Source organism: Fibrivirga algicola, from assembly GCF_011742925.1.
GTDB lineage: Bacteria > Bacteroidota > Bacteroidia > Cytophagales > Spirosomataceae > Fibrella > Fibrella algicola.
Map to the genome: position 1 here is coordinate 244,785 of NZ_WAEL01000009.1, position 13,971 is coordinate 258,755.

At 57.2% G+C, this 13,971-nt stretch carries 7 protein-coding genes; 3 read left to right on the top strand and 4 right to left on the bottom strand.

The features are described 5' to 3' along the window. The first annotated feature begins 171 nt into the window (after nucleotides 1-171). Nucleotides 172-3,519: a putative type IX secretion system sortase PorU2 gene (gene porU2, locus F7231_RS22540; RefSeq protein ID WP_166693640.1), complete on the top strand. Its 3,348-nt coding sequence runs from the start codon at nucleotides 172-174 to the stop codon at nucleotides 3,517-3,519. Next, a complete protein-coding gene (locus F7231_RS22545) occupies nucleotides 3,516-4,739 on the top strand; it encodes a hypothetical protein (RefSeq protein ID WP_166693641.1) in 1,224 nt (407 codons plus the stop codon). The genes porU2 and F7231_RS22545 overlap by 4 nt, the downstream gene beginning before the upstream one ends. A 396-nt stretch (nucleotides 4,740-5,135) precedes the next feature. Here the strand turns inward: F7231_RS22545 and F7231_RS22550 are convergent, their stop codons facing one another. Then, entirely contained in the window at nucleotides 5,136-6,149 is a 1,014-nt protein-coding gene (locus tag F7231_RS22550; RefSeq protein WP_166693642.1) for a zinc-binding alcohol dehydrogenase family protein, read from the bottom strand. 456 nt (nucleotides 6,150-6,605) lie between these two features. On the opposite strand from F7231_RS22550, the gene F7231_RS22555 reads away from it, so the two are divergent. Continuing rightward, nucleotides 6,606-7,622, top strand: a complete 1,017-nt coding sequence (locus tag F7231_RS22555) for a zinc-binding alcohol dehydrogenase family protein (protein ID WP_085414217.1) — start codon at nucleotides 6,606-6,608, stop codon at nucleotides 7,620-7,622. A 112-nt stretch (nucleotides 7,623-7,734) separates the two neighbouring features. On the opposite strand, the gene F7231_RS22560 is transcribed toward F7231_RS22555, so the two are convergent. From F7231_RS22560 to F7231_RS22570, 3 genes are all read right to left on the bottom strand, one after another. Further along, a complete protein-coding gene (locus F7231_RS22560; protein ID WP_229370241.1) occupies nucleotides 7,735-8,967 on the bottom strand; it encodes an ROK family transcriptional regulator in 1,233 nt (410 codons plus the stop codon). Between the two features lie 320 nt (nucleotides 8,968-9,287). After that, nucleotides 9,288-10,610, bottom strand: a complete 1,323-nt coding sequence (locus F7231_RS22565) for a vanadium-dependent haloperoxidase (protein WP_166693643.1) — start codon at nucleotides 10,608-10,610, stop codon at nucleotides 9,288-9,290. Between the two features lie 5 nt (nucleotides 10,611-10,615). Continuing rightward, nucleotides 10,616-13,936 carry a VCBS repeat-containing protein gene (locus tag F7231_RS22570; RefSeq protein ID WP_166693644.1) on the bottom strand — a complete coding sequence of 1,107 codons (3,321 nt, stop codon included), beginning with the start codon at nucleotides 13,934-13,936 and terminating at the stop codon, nucleotides 10,616-10,618. Nucleotides 13,937-13,971 lie beyond the last annotated feature (35 nt).

Below are 13,971 nucleotides of genomic sequence, written 5' to 3' on the forward strand. Positions count from 1 at the left end.
GTATTCATCTTTTAGCAGCAAGCCCATCTGTCTTATCCGAACTGGCTTTGGTTTGGCCTTCGGCGAAGTGACGGCGGCCTGTTTCGTTGCCTGTCAATAAATGGAGACCGGTGACCGGAGTGGGCAAACAGGGGAATACCTGTAACTTAATGGCCTGTTTTCTATCTATCCATGCGACTCGTTCTCAATCTTATTTGGCTTTCTACCATATGCTGTACTACCGTCACGGCCCAAAGAGCGGTACTTGGCAATGAATGGATCACTATCGGGCAACCGTATTACAAAATTCCGGTCGCGCAAAAAGGGCTTTACCGGATCACCTTCGCCGATCTGCAACAGGCAGGTATGCCGCTCGCTACCCTCGACCCCAAAACGCTGCAACTCTTTCATCGGGGTGTTGAGCAGGCTATTCTGGTAGAAGGGGAGGCCGACGGGAAATTTGACCCCACCGATTACATCGAGTTTATTGGCCAGGGAAATGATGGCCTGCAGGACTCAGCACTGTACCGGCCCGCTACGGCGCAGCCTCACGCGTACTACAGCCTGTATTCTGATACGACTGCCTATTTTCTGACGGCTCGCCCAACGGCACTACCCGGTAAGCGAATGAGCAGATACGCGGATACGGACGTCGGCACGCTGACGCCGCAACCGTATATCTGGGCCAACGAGTTGCGGGTGTTCACCGATCAGTACCCGGCCGGGAACATTTATCCCATTGGGGCAGGCTACGGAAACGGGGCTATTCTGACCGCCTACGATGTGGGGGAGGGGTGGATGGGGAACAGCATCAATGCGAAAACACGCAGTGAACAGACCCTCACGTTAACAAAAGTGCTGCATACGAGCCTGACCACGTCAACGCTTACGGTTCAGTACATTGGCCGCACCCCTACCAGTCACACCGTTCAGGTGCAGGTTGGGCAGCGCGCCCGGCCGCGTACGCTTGACCCGGTGCAGAGCCGGGACTATGACCCCGTTACGCTGAGCGTTCCCCTGTCGACAACCGATATGGCCGACGGTGGGCGGGTAATTTGTAGCCTGAGCCCGCAGGAGGAAGGTGAAGCCGTGTCGATGGCTTACCTGCGCGTGGAATACCCCCACCAGCCAGACCTGGGCGGCTATACGTACCGCGAGTTCCGGACCAGTTCTGACCCCGGTGGGAGGGCGTTGCTCCGGCTGACCAACGTACCCAGCACCGGACGGGTATTCGACCTTACCATACCGGGCCAAACGTCGGTTTTATCGGGTACGTTTGTGAACAGTAACCTTACCAATGGCACCTGGACGAGCGTGGTTCGGGAGGCTGGCGTGGCGAGGCAATTGCTGATGACCAGTACCGTACTCCCTGTGTCTGGCATTCAGCGGGTGACCTTCCGGGCCATCGATCCCGCCAAAGCTGGCTTTGTGATTGTGACCCATCCGGCCCTGCGCGCACCCATTGCCAGCCAGCCCGACGCCGTGACCCAATATGCTGCTTATCGGGCATCCAGGGCGGGCGGCGGCTATGATACACTGAGCGTTACGATCGATCAACTCTACAACCAGTTTAGTTACGGTGAACGGACCCCGCTGGCTATCCGCCGCTTTGTCGATTACCTCAGCCGGACGGGTTCGCCAAAGGCCCTGCTGCTGATCGGTCAGTCACGCGATCCGCAGGGCGTTCGCAAAAATCCGTTGATCAACTCCCTCGACATGGTGCCCAACGGGGGCTGGCCGGGCTCTGACCTGGCGCTGGTGACGGGTCTGTCCGGCCGACCCGACTACGTACCTGCGCTGCCGGTGGGGCGGCTGAACGTAACGCAACCGCAGCAGGTGCTCGACTACCTGAACAAGGTGAAAGAGCACGAAGCGGCGGCCAGTACGGCACCGTGGCGCAAGAAAATGCTGAACATGAGCGGCGGGCAGTCGGCGTACGAGCTGAGTTTGTTCCGGGCGTTTGTCGACGAATTCGGGGCCCGGCTAACGGGTAGGACCGTTGCTGGTCAGGTTGAATCGGTATCGAAGAAAACCGATGCCACGGTAGAAACTATCCCGATTGTTGACCAGGTGAATGCGGGCGTGGGTATTATCTCGATGTTTGGTCACTCGAGCCTCGACGTAGCCGACATTGACATTGGATTCGTGAGCAACGATCGACTGGGCTACCGCAATAAAGGCCGGTATCCGCTGCTGCTGGTCAACGGCTGTGCGACGGGGAACTTCTATTTTGGTCAAAGAACCTTCGTTTCCGATTGGGTACTCACGCCCGAGCGAGGGGCTATTCTGGCGCTGGCACACACCTATAATGGCTTTGCCAGTTCGTTGAAAACGTATACGGACGTTCTGTACAGCGTACTAACCGATAGCAGTTGGTATGCTCGCCCGTTCGGTGTCATTCAGGCCGAGAGTATTCGGCGTTACATGGCCGTGAACAGCTCGATCTATGATAAGGCCAACGCTGAGCAGATCACGTTGCAGGGCGATCCGGCGGTGCGGCTCTTTCCGTTCAGCTTACCCGACTTTGCGTTTTCGGAAACCAGTATTCGGCTACAGCCATCTCCCAATTCACTAACCCTTACGGTCGTTGCGCTGAACCTGGGCCGGGCGCTCTCGCAGCGTCCGCAGGTGCGGGTTCGGCAGTACGCCGCTACCGGTCAGTTACTTCAGGAGGTAAAACAACCGATAAACGCCGCTCGCTATTCAGATACGCTCCGCCTTGTCCTACCTCTTACCACCCTGGCCGGTACGTTTTTTGAGTTGTACGCCGATGCTGACGGTCTGTTTGAGGAGGAACGCCGCGATAACAACAGGCTCCAGGTAGCAAGTGATGGTACAGTGGCGAACCTGCCCTTCGACCCCGATAATATACCGCCGATCGTCGAGGTGGCGTTTGATGGGCGGCGCATTGCCAATGATGCCTTTGTCGCGCCTCAACCGCTCATTTCGGTGCTGATTGCCGATGACAATACGCGCCTGCTGCGTACCGACCCTACGGGGCTTGAACTGTACCTGCAACGGCCCTGCGCGCAACAGCCGTGTTCCTTCGAACAACTGGCAATCACGGCAGGAACGGCCACCTGGAGCTACGAGGGTGGTGCATTCCGGCTTGCGTATCGACCAGCGCAACCGTTGCCCGACGGCCTGTACACGCTGGAAGTGTACGGGAGCGATCTGAGCGGAAACCGGGCCCGCCCCTACGCTATCCGGTTTGCGGTGAAACAGGCCGCCGTGGTGCAGAACGTTACTGTTGCGCCGAATCCGTTTGTGTTTCAAACCACGATCAGGTACGTGCTGACCGGCACCCAACCGCCCCAGTCTGCTACGCTCCGCCTGATCGACCTGACTGGGCGGACTGTGCGGACCGTGCAGCTGCAAACGGGCATTGGCACCAACGAGTTTACCTGGGATGGGACGAATGATTCGGGGGCACCCATGGCAGCGGGCTCCTACCTGTACCGCCTTGACCTGCCGGGGTACGATACCTTCGAGGGAACTGCGAAGCAGCAGTTGACGGGCCGAATCGTACTGATCCGATGACGAAAAACGATAGCTGGCTGCTGGCGCTGTGGCTCCTGATCTGCACCCTGATCGGGGAGCTGAGCTACCTGAACCCCACGCACTACGTAAGCCCTGATTCGGCCTATTACCTGGCTACGGCGAGTTGGCTGGTAGGTGTAACGGGTGATACCTATGGGCACACAGCCACTGGTTGGGACAGTACGTTTCCGGTGGGGTACCCGCTGTTGATTGGTGCCGTTGCCCGGCTCACAGGTACGTCGGTGCTCGTGGCGTCGAAGGTACTGACCATGCTGCTGACGGGTGGTTTTCTGCTCATCTGGCGGCAACGCATTGGTGCCCGGCGGGCTATATGGATGGGCTCCGTGTTCCTGCTGGGCGGGTTTCTGCGCATCCTGACCTATATCTGGTCGGAGGGGGCGTTTCTGATGGTGCTGCTGGAATGGATCTGGTTGATGAGCCAGCCAGCCGAGGCAATTCCCGAACGGCGGCCCCACCTTAGGTACGTTGGTAAGCTGTTTATGCTGACCATGGCGCTCTTTCTGCTCAGGTACGTTGGTGGGTACGTATTGATCGTGTATGGTCTGCTGACGCTGGGAACGTATCGGCAACAAGGCCTGACAAACGCCCGGCAACGCAGTGGCCCCGACCTGTTGTACATGGGCCTGTCTGCGGGTTGCATGCTGGGCTATTTTCTGCTCAACTGGCTGCTTACCTCATCGGCCTATGGCGGGGAGCGCTTCGTGACATCGCCTGAACCAGCGAGTGATACGCTGTCCATACTGGCACTCAGCCTCGTCAATGAACTGCTGCTCCTGCGCGACTACGTACCCGATGGGTCGGTTTTGCTGGTTGTAGTTGGTGTTGTTCTGCAAGTCGTTCTTTTCCGCTGGGGTTGGCTCCGCCTGAAACAGCAGCGCCACACCCTGCCCAACTGGTTACCCACCGATCAGCAACTGCTCCGGGTCTTGTTGTGGTCGGCAGGTACGTACTTGGTTGTGTTGTTCGCCCTGCGGGCTTTCAGTCCGTTCAGTGGGCCAAACGCCCGGCTCATGGCCCCCGCCAGCCTGCCGCTGCTCATGGGGACAGCCTATTGGGTCAGCCGATGGACTAACGTCAGGGCCCGCCGGCAACTAGGCTACTGCTGGGCCGCTTTACTGCTATGTTCCTGGCTGCAACTGCTTCCCCAAGCCGATTTTTGGGAAAAAATGACCGCGCTGTTTGGCACTACACGCTGGTGATGTTTGCGGTACAGGCTGCTTCGCTAAGTAGTTTCTTCTCCTACGCATCCTGTGATCTGGTCGTGCGGCCAATGACCCGACAGGTATTTTTCGTGGGAAAAGATTTGGAGTCCCTTTTCGGCAAACTGCACATGGCTCATCCCAATGAGCTGACGTAGTGTCACAAACACCATCGAACTATCAGCGTGGTCGTACTGGGCTTTGCCGTAGTGGACCTAGCCCTATTTGATCTTTTTGAGCGCGATCGGGTAGAAGTCGCTCGTGAAGCGAGCCCCGCTGATCGAGGTCGTTAACTCCTTGCTGCCAATCAGCGTGAACAGCGGGTGTTCCGGTGGAGGAAACCCGCTGTTCTGCTGCAGTTCTGTTATGGTTTTTAATAGGCTATCCGGTCCGTGCTTAGTAGGTGATGACCAGTTTACCAATCGTTGTGCCTGATTCCAGTTGGGTGTGTGCCTGTTTCAGCGTGTCGGCCGAAAGACCATGCAGGGTTTGGGTGAGCGTCGGTGCCAACACGCCTTCGTCGAGCAAATCAGCCACCCGGTTCAGGATGTGGTGCTGCTCGATTAGGTCATCCGTCTGAAACGAGGAGCGCGTAAACATCAACTCCCACGAAAAGCTGACGCTCTTGCTTTTGAGTTTGTTCAGCACAACGGGCGCCGCACTACCCGTAATAGAGGCAATGTGTCCCTGGGGCTTAATGAGTTCGGCCAGCGTATCCCAGTAGGCGTTGGTATCCACAAAATCGACGATATAATCTACGTGCTGGAAGCCAGCGGCCCGGACTTCCTCAACGAGGTTGCGGTGATTTACCACGACGTCTGCGCCCATCTTTTTGCACCAGTCGGCTGTCTCGGGGCGCGATGCGGTGGCGATCACGTGCAGACCCAGCAGCTTTTTGGCCAGCTGAATAGCAATGGACCCCACGCCGCCGGCGCCGCCAATGATCAGCAGGGTTTTGTGCTGGTCGCGCTCACGCGAAAGACGCATCCGGTCGAAAAATATTTCCCAGGCCGTCAGGGCGGTCAGTGGAATAGCCGCCGCGTCTTCATCGGAGAGAGAGGTTGGCCTACGGCCCACAATCCGTTCGTCGATGACTTGGTACTCGGCGTTACTGCCCGATTTGGTGATGTCGCCGGCGTAGTACACCGCATCGCCCACTTTGAACAGGGACACATCGCTTCCCACCGCTTCGACCACCCCCGAAGCGTCCCAGCCAATGATCTTTGGCTGTTCCAGCACCGTGTCTTTAGCCGAGTTCTGCCGGATTTTAAAATCGACCGGGTTCACCGAGATGGCGTTGACCTTCACCAGCAACTCATGCGGGCCGGGTGTGGGTTTGGCAATGTCGATATCGATAAAACTGGCTGCGTCGGTGATGGGGAGGGACGTCTTGAATCCTACTGCTTTCATGTTTACTCGCTGTTCGTTTAGTCGTTTCCGTGAGCGGCCGCGCTAACGTGGCTCCAGGCTTCTCCTGTCGCCAGGCGTTTTGCATCGGCGGCTTTTACAGCTGGATAACCAATTTTTTCCAAAATAAGGCGAGCCCCTTTACCGCAAATTTTGAGGCACCGTGAACACGCCAGGTGTACTCGATGCCTGCATACGATGGCCACACCGCCTCAGTCGCCCTTAGCGACCCGAGGAGATTAACGCCTATCTGTTTGCGGGCCATAGGTACCACGTTATCGTCGTGCAACGGGAATGTTTTGGCCTATACCGTTCCAAATCCTCGTGAAGCGTTCGTAATACAACTGCCTCGTTATGCGCTCTCAATCCAGCCATGCGCTGACAGGATCGGGGCAGGTACGTAGGTTTTTTAGGCCAACGTACCTGTTCCAACTCTTTTACAGTTAGCTTGCTCACCGTATGAAAACCTTAGTCTGCACCACTCCCGGACAGTTCGCGTATGAACAGGGAGCGAAGCCCGAAATTGCCGCTGGCCGGGCCATTATCCGCATCAAACGCATCGGGATTTGCGGTACTGATCTGCACGCCTTCGAGGGCACTCAGCCGTTTTTTTCGTACCCCCGGATTTTGGGTCATGAACTGGCTGGCGAACTGGTCGAAGCCGACGGTGCCCCCGATTTCCAACCGGGTGAGCTGGTCACGTTTATTCCGTATTTCAACTGCGGCGTTTGTATTGCCTGTCGGCGGGGGAAGCCCAACTGCTGCACGCAGATGCAGGTAAGCGGTGTACATGTCGACGGGGGCATGGCCGAATACTTGTCGGTGCCATCCTATTCGCTCGTGCATGGCAATGGATTGTCAGTCGATGAGCTGGCACTGGTTGAACCCCTGGCTATTGGCGCGCATGGCGTTCGTCGGGCGGCGGTTGAACCCGGTGAATTTGTACTGATGATCGGGGCAGGGCCCATTGGACTAGGTATCATGGAGTTTGCCCGGATTGCCGGTGGGCAGGTGATCGCGCTGGACATAAATCCGGATCGCCTCGCCTTCTGCCGGGAGAAGCTGGGCGTTGCGCACACCATCGATGCTCGGTCTGCCGATGTGTTCGAGCAGCTTCAGACCATCACCCAGGGCGACATGCCAACGGTAGTCATCGACGCAACGGGTAGTTTGAAGGCGATTAACAATAGCTTTCAGTACATGGCGCATGGGGCCAGGTACGTGTTGGTGGGCCTCCAGAAAGGGGAAATCAGCTTCAGCCACCCTGAGTTTCATAAACGGGAAGCCACGCTGATGAGCAGCCGTAATGCCACGCGCACTGATTTTGAACACGTAATTGCCTCGCTGAAAGCAGGCCTGATTGATCCAACGACCTACATTACCCACCGTGTTGCCTTCGACGCCGTAAGCGACCAGTTTGCCAGCTGGCTCAACCCGGCCAACGGCGTTATCAAAGCCATGGTGGAAGTTGATTAATGGCGCAAACTGGTTTTTGCTTCGCTAGTCGCGCACCGCAACGGTAGACAGGGCCGACTAGCGAAGCAACACCGTGCGAAGCCGGTCAAGGCACGTACCTGGTGCAGCGCAATCAGGGTATTTGTTCATGGTCGAGCAGGCGTTGCAGCACGTAGGCGTGGGTGCCGTAGAGCTTGGCCATTTCGCCAAGTTTAGAGAGCCGAATGGTGAGGCTGTTCTGGTAATCGGGCAGACAATGATCGATCAGCGCCTGTTCGATGGGCTGGGTAATGGCCGTGGCCGCTTTCGCCAATACTCCATTTACGATGATGAGTTCAGGGTTGAACAGATGCACGGCAATGGCCAGGCCACGGCCCAGTTCACTCCCGGCATTGCGCAACAAACCAAGGCAAAAGCCATCACCGGTGTTGGCTTTCTGAATAATCGACTCGATGGTTACATTGTCGGGACCTGCGTCGGCAAGCCCGGATGGCTGACCCTGAGCCAGACCCAGACGTGCACGGCGAATCAACGACGAAGCCGACGTGAGGGTATCCAGACAGCCTATTTTGCCGCAGGTGCACAACTCCCCGTCGGCTTTGATCTGGATATGCCCTAACTCGCCTGCGAAACCCGACGTGCCCTGGATAATTTCGCCGTTGATCATCACGCCCAGACCAATACCCCAGTCGATATTGATCGAAATGACGTGTTTCTTCCCTTGAGCCAACCCGAATCTGGCTTCGCCAAACAGGATGGATTTGGTGTCGTTGATAAAAAAAATCGGCGCGTCGAAGAGCGAGGCGAAAAGCGAACTCAGAGATTGCCCCGGCTGATTCAGCTCGGGATGCGTGAAGTTGAAACCCAGTTCCGGGTTAACGAGCCCTGGCATGGTGGCACCCACCCCAATAACCGTGAGGGCGTCGGCCTGGAGCTGATGTGCCAGCTCTTGCAGCGGCTCCCGCAACTCCCCGACAAAGGAAGACGATTCACCTAGCCGGAGGTCCATATCTAAGCGGTGCAGCACCTGATTGGCCAGGTCGATCACCAGCAATTTGGTATCATGAACGGTAATATCAATGACGATGGTGACGTAATGGTCGGGCTTCAGCGCGAACAGAGACGGTTTTCTGCCCATCTGAGCGGTTCCTGTGCCAATGCTGCAAACCCAGTTAGCGGAAGTTAACTCATCAATGAGGCCGGTAACAGACGGCACGCTGGTATGCACTGAACTGGCTAACTGAGCGATGGTCCGTGAGTTTGACTCATACAATTCGGCAATGATCCGGCGCTTTAACTTATTCTTTTTTGTGTCAATGATAGAGACAACCCGCTGTTCATACATAATATCAATTCGCTCTGGCATCAGCCATCTTAGATAAGGCCGATTGTGTGGTTGGAAGCGTGTCCTAGTAGCGTACGCGTTTCGGCAGCCGCTTTAGGGTAATCGTCAAGATGCCATGCCAGTACGTTCTATGCGCACAAAGTCACTATTGTTTAGCTGGCTACTTACGAAGTACTTAATTAGATCTAATTTGGTCAAAATTGCATTGTATTTTGGCCTAGTTGGAGCAAACAAGTTGTATGCCAGCAATTCACGCCAATGAACTGTAGACCCTGTGCAGGGTAAATGCGTTGGCTACCCGGATACATTTAGTATGAGGAAAGCCCATTCTTTATACGGTTTTAAGGAGCCAGACCGAGCTTTTTTAGCACAAACTGGCCAATCTGTTCACCCTGTTGCATCCCATTTTCAATTGAATCGCGAAAATGAATACCGCCATACAGGCGAGAAATGCCGGCTTCGTGGGCGGCGTGGGTAAACGAACTGAACCGGCGGGCGGGTACGCCAAATTCCACCTCCACGGTATCGGTATACGGGATTGGCCGGTGAGCCAGCGCCATCAGAACGGTTGCCACGGCCTGCGACATCACACTGTGCCCGCTGGTGTATTCGGGAAACGGGGGCGTTTGTAGCAGTGGCCGCCAGCTACGGTCGATGTGTTGATTGATGTATGTTTCGGGCCGGATCCGGTTGCTGGTATATTTCTCTTCCCAGCACGAAATAAAGGCGTCGGCCATGGTCAGCCCAACCAGCGCGTGCCAGCGAACGGTTTCGGCCAGGGTCAGCTTTTCCTGCACACTCACCAGACTGGTGATGCCCACCCAGTGCCCCGACGGCGATATCTTTTTGGTGCCGAAACTGACATGCCCCTTCTGATTTAGAAAAAACGGGTTGCAGTCCCAGAAGTTGGCAATGTGCGTTTGCGCGGTGGTGAGCACCCGGCAGGTATCGTACACCTCTCTGGCCTGCCTGTAAAAGGCCGACCCGTTTTGTTCACTATAGGGCGTAGGCGGAGTTGGCCGAAACTGAGCCGCACTGTCGAGCAAAAAAGGGCGGAGGGTGGCCCAGTAGGGTTCATACGACTCGGAGTAGGCGGGGGGCGTGGGTTGCCATTGGCCGGGCTTTTCACCGGGCGTAAACCGGATGTAGCCGCTGGTTTTAACGTACCCATCGGCCGCCGCGTAGCTGAGCAGTCTCTTCACCAGGCTGTCGGCCACCGCGCGCGTGGTCTTCAACTGCTCGCTGGTCAGGTGGCGTTGGGTGCGGCTGGTGGCAATCAGCTGGTCGCGGGCGGCTTCGAGCAGGTAGCCAGAGGGCAGCATTTCCTCGCCCATCCGGAGCAGAATATACGATGTGCCAAAGTCAACATCAACACCGGGCGCTGGTGCCAACGCGGCGGGCAGGGGGTAGTTGCGCAACCGACCCGTCAGGGCAACGTACCCGGCCGGACGTTGCTGCCGGTACATAAACTCATAGGCGGCCAGGTTGGCGTAGGCGTAGTACCGAGCGGCGGCACAGGGGCCAATTACGTCGGTTACCATCACGTCGGTCAACTGCTTGAGTGCCTCCGTGTAGGCCACTGCCGCCGACCGGGTAGTGGGTGGCGTGGCTAAACCCCGGTTGGCCAGGAGGGGTATCAGCAGGAGCAAAACGAATCGCTTCATACAGATCACTTGGTTTTGCGGTATACCTGAATTGTGTTGTTGTTGCGCCCAAACAGAATCTGCTGCGTAGTGCCGTTGCCAATGATCTGCACGTCGCGCACGTCGCCGGTTACGGTAAACCCGGTCTGGTGCTGAGGAACGTACCTGAACCGGCACTGCCCCTCGTTGCGGAACAATTGCCCATAATTTGCGTCCATCTTCCCGATCTTGATCCGCGTGTTCGACTGGTTGCCGGCCAGCAGTAAATCCGGTCGTCCGTCGGCGTCGGCATCTAGCAGGGCAATGGCGTAGATCGGGGCAAACTGCGCTTCAACCGGTAACTCGTGCCAGGCGAATCCGTTTGCCCCCCGATTTTCGAGGATTCCGGAGCCAAACTGAGTGGCTTGCAGGGTATCGGCTTTGCTTCGCTGATCAGTCGTCAGTATATCGGCGAGGGTAGCCCCGGCGTAGGCCTGGTAGGTGGTAAACTTTCGCCGGAGCGAAAACAGTTGGTTCAGGGCTTCGTCGCGGGTGGCCAGCGGGTAGGGCTTGCCCTGGATGTAGTAGGTCAGAAAGGGGTCGATCGATTCATTCTGGTCGAAATCGGCGTAGGTAAGCTGTACGGGTTCCTGCGCTGTTGGTTTAAGCTGGCAGTTGCGCCCGAAATTGCCCAGTACCAGATCATCGTCCCCATCCCCGTCGAGATCAGCTTTTTCGATGCGGTTCCACCAGCCAGCCGGTGCCAGCGTAGCCGGATTGTCGAGGCGTTTGCCCTGTCCGTTTCGCAGCAGCATAACCGGCATCCACTCGCCAGCCAGCACCAGATCAGGCCAGCCATCGTTGTCGGTATCGGTCGCCACGGCGTCGGTGACCAATCCCAGATTGGTCAGAAACGGAGCCAGTTGGGCCGTGGCGTCGCTGAAGTTACCTTTCCCGTCGTTGATCAGCAGTCGGCTGCTGACCGGCTCAGGGTAACGCCCCGGCCGAACCCGCCCGCCCACAAACAGGTCCTGGTCGCCATCCCGGTCCATGTCGAATGCCACCACGCAGGCGTCGCTGCTCTGGTCGGAGGGAAGCCCTTCGGCCGAACGGGTGAAGTTGCCTTTGCCGTCGTTGAGGTACAGCCGGTCGCGCAGCAGTAAATCGTCGGGCAGGTACGCGTAGCCACCACTGACCACATATAAGTCCTGATCGCCGTCACCATCAACGTCGACAAACAGGGCATCGGTGTCTTCACATAACCGGTCGGCGGCAAACGCGGGCTGGGTAGTTTTGAGCCAGCTGCCATCGGCGTTGCCCAGGAGCAACGTACCCGCCTGGCCTTTAGCGCCCGGTGCGTACAGGTCCGTAGAACCGTCGCCATTCACGTCGCCCTGCGCCAGGTGTGGTCCCTGGTTCGACAGCATATTTGGCAACAGCGGTTGTCGTTTAAAGTCGTTGTACACGTCTTCGGTATGCCGGTAAGCGGCCGAATCGGCGGGCACTTCCGTAAACAGGGCGGGAGCCGGCGCGGGCCAGTGATACGTACCTGTAGCTGCTTCCGGCCGAACCGTCACCGTCTGATCGGCCCTGACCTGCCGAAGCAGCTGCGTTTTTCCGGTGGGCCAGATCACCCGTAGGCTGTCTACGACGGTATGGTTACCCAGGCCTACGTGCAGGGGCGTGTACATGCCCGACTGAAACCCCCGTGACGGGTTGAACTCCAGGTATTGCTGCATACCGCCCGTATAGACCCAGACCTGCGTGCCCGTTGCCAGCATTGTCGGCGTTTCGCCGAGTTGCAGCGCCAGATAATGCTGTTTCGGGTTGTCGTTCCGGTAAATCGACGCCGGCGCGTTGACGTTGTTGGTGATGATCTCCAGATCGCCGTCGCTGTCAAGGTCGGCATAAACGGCCCCGTTCGAGAGTAGGGGGTGGTCAAACCCCCAGTCTGTCACTTTTGACTCGAAGGTGAGCGTACCGGTGTTCCGGAAGATGTAATTTTTTGTAGCCGACGAGGGCATCTGTTTCAGGATGTCCAGCATCGCCGATGGGCTTCTCTTCGACGCCTTTAGTTGGGCATCGGCGTAAAACTTCATGAAGTCCATGTTGGTGTAATCACGCAGGTAGCCGTTCGTGACGAAGAGGTCTTTCCAGCCATCGTTGTCGAAGTCGGCTACAAGAGGTGTCCAACTCCAGTCAGTATTGGAAATGCCCGCCAGCTGCCCGATTTCGCTGAACGTGGGTACGTTTACACCTGCCGCAGTTCCGCCCGTGTTGCCGTTGTTAAGTTGGAGCATGTTGCGCATAAGCTGGTGCGAAAAGCCGTTACGAAGCATGTTCTGATAGGTCTCATAGTTCTCGGGGCCGTAGAGGAGCTTCTGCCGCCGGTTGTCTTCGGGCAGCATGTCGAGGGTAAACAGGTCGGGCCAGCCGTCGTTGTTCATATCGGCCACCTCGTTACCCATCGAGAAATAACTCAAATGTCCCACTGCCCGGTCGAGCTGGTCGGTGAAGTGCCCCTTGCCGTCGTTCAGGTACAGGTAATCCTGCTCGATATAGTCGTTGGATACATAGAGGTCGGGCCAGCCGTCGCGGTTGATGTCGGCTACGGCTACACCCAGGCCAAAGCCGATCGGGTTGCCCTTGATACCGGCCGCCTCGCTGACATCGACAAACCGGCCGTTGTCGTTGCGCAGCAGTTTATCTCCGGCAAATTCGTCGCGCATGGCCTTGGTCAGCGCCGCATCGAATCGTTTAAAATCCTTGATGTTGTGGTTCAGCAGAAAACAGTCCAGATCGCCATCTTTATCGTAATCGAAGAAAGCGGCCTGGGTGCTGTGAGCGGGGGAATCGAGCCCGTACTGGGCGGCTCGTTCGGTGAAGGTCAGCTGCCCGGTTTTCGACAGGTGATTGTTGATGTACAGCCGGTTTCGGCGGGTGTCGGGAGCGCCGCTGCCCGAGTAGCATACGTAGATGTCGAGCCAGCCGTCGCGGTTAATGTCAACCAGGGTTACGCCGGTTTTCCAGCCACCGCCCCGGCCCACCCCGGCTGCGTTGGTGATATCGCTAAAGGTCAGTTTGCCCCGGTTCAGATAGAGGCGATCCGGCACCATGTTGCCGGTAAAATACAAGTCGAGTAATCCGTCGTTGTTGAGGTCGCCCACGGCCACGCCGCCGCCGTTGTAGAAGTATTCATACGCCAGCACATTCTGCTCTTCCGTTTCGGTTAGCTGGTTGGTAAACCGGATGCATGTCTTTTCGGGAGCCAGCCGGGTAAACTGGGCATGGCTGCTGAACGTACCCAGCAGGCTCGCCGTAGCCAGCAGCCACGGCAAGAAAGGCAATCTGTAGCGTGAAGTGTGCATCTAAAAACAGGTTACGGGTTACTGAACCACCCATG

Bases quoted from the DNA above. Each gene is read 5' to 3' on its own strand.
- porU2 (WP_166693640.1), top strand. From the start codon at position 172: ATGCGACTCGTTCTCAATCTTATTTGGCTTTCTACCATATGCTGTACT.
- F7231_RS22545 (WP_166693641.1), top strand. From the start codon at position 3,516: ATGACGAAAAACGATAGCTGGCTGCTGGCGCTGTGGCTCCTGATCTGC.
- F7231_RS22550 (WP_166693642.1), bottom strand. From the start codon at position 6,149: ATGAAAGCAGTAGGATTCAAGACGTCCCTCCCCATCACCGACGCAGCC.
- F7231_RS22555 (WP_085414217.1), top strand. From the start codon at position 6,606: ATGAAAACCTTAGTCTGCACCACTCCCGGACAGTTCGCGTATGAACAG.
- F7231_RS22560 (WP_229370241.1), bottom strand. From the start codon at position 8,967: ATGCCAGAGCGAATTGATATTATGTATGAACAGCGGGTTGTCTCTATC.
- F7231_RS22565 (WP_166693643.1), bottom strand. From the start codon at position 10,610: ATGAAGCGATTCGTTTTGCTCCTGCTGATACCCCTCCTGGCCAACCGG.
- F7231_RS22570 (WP_166693644.1), bottom strand. From the start codon at position 13,936: ATGCACACTTCACGCTACAGATTGCCTTTCTTGCCGTGGCTGCTGGCT.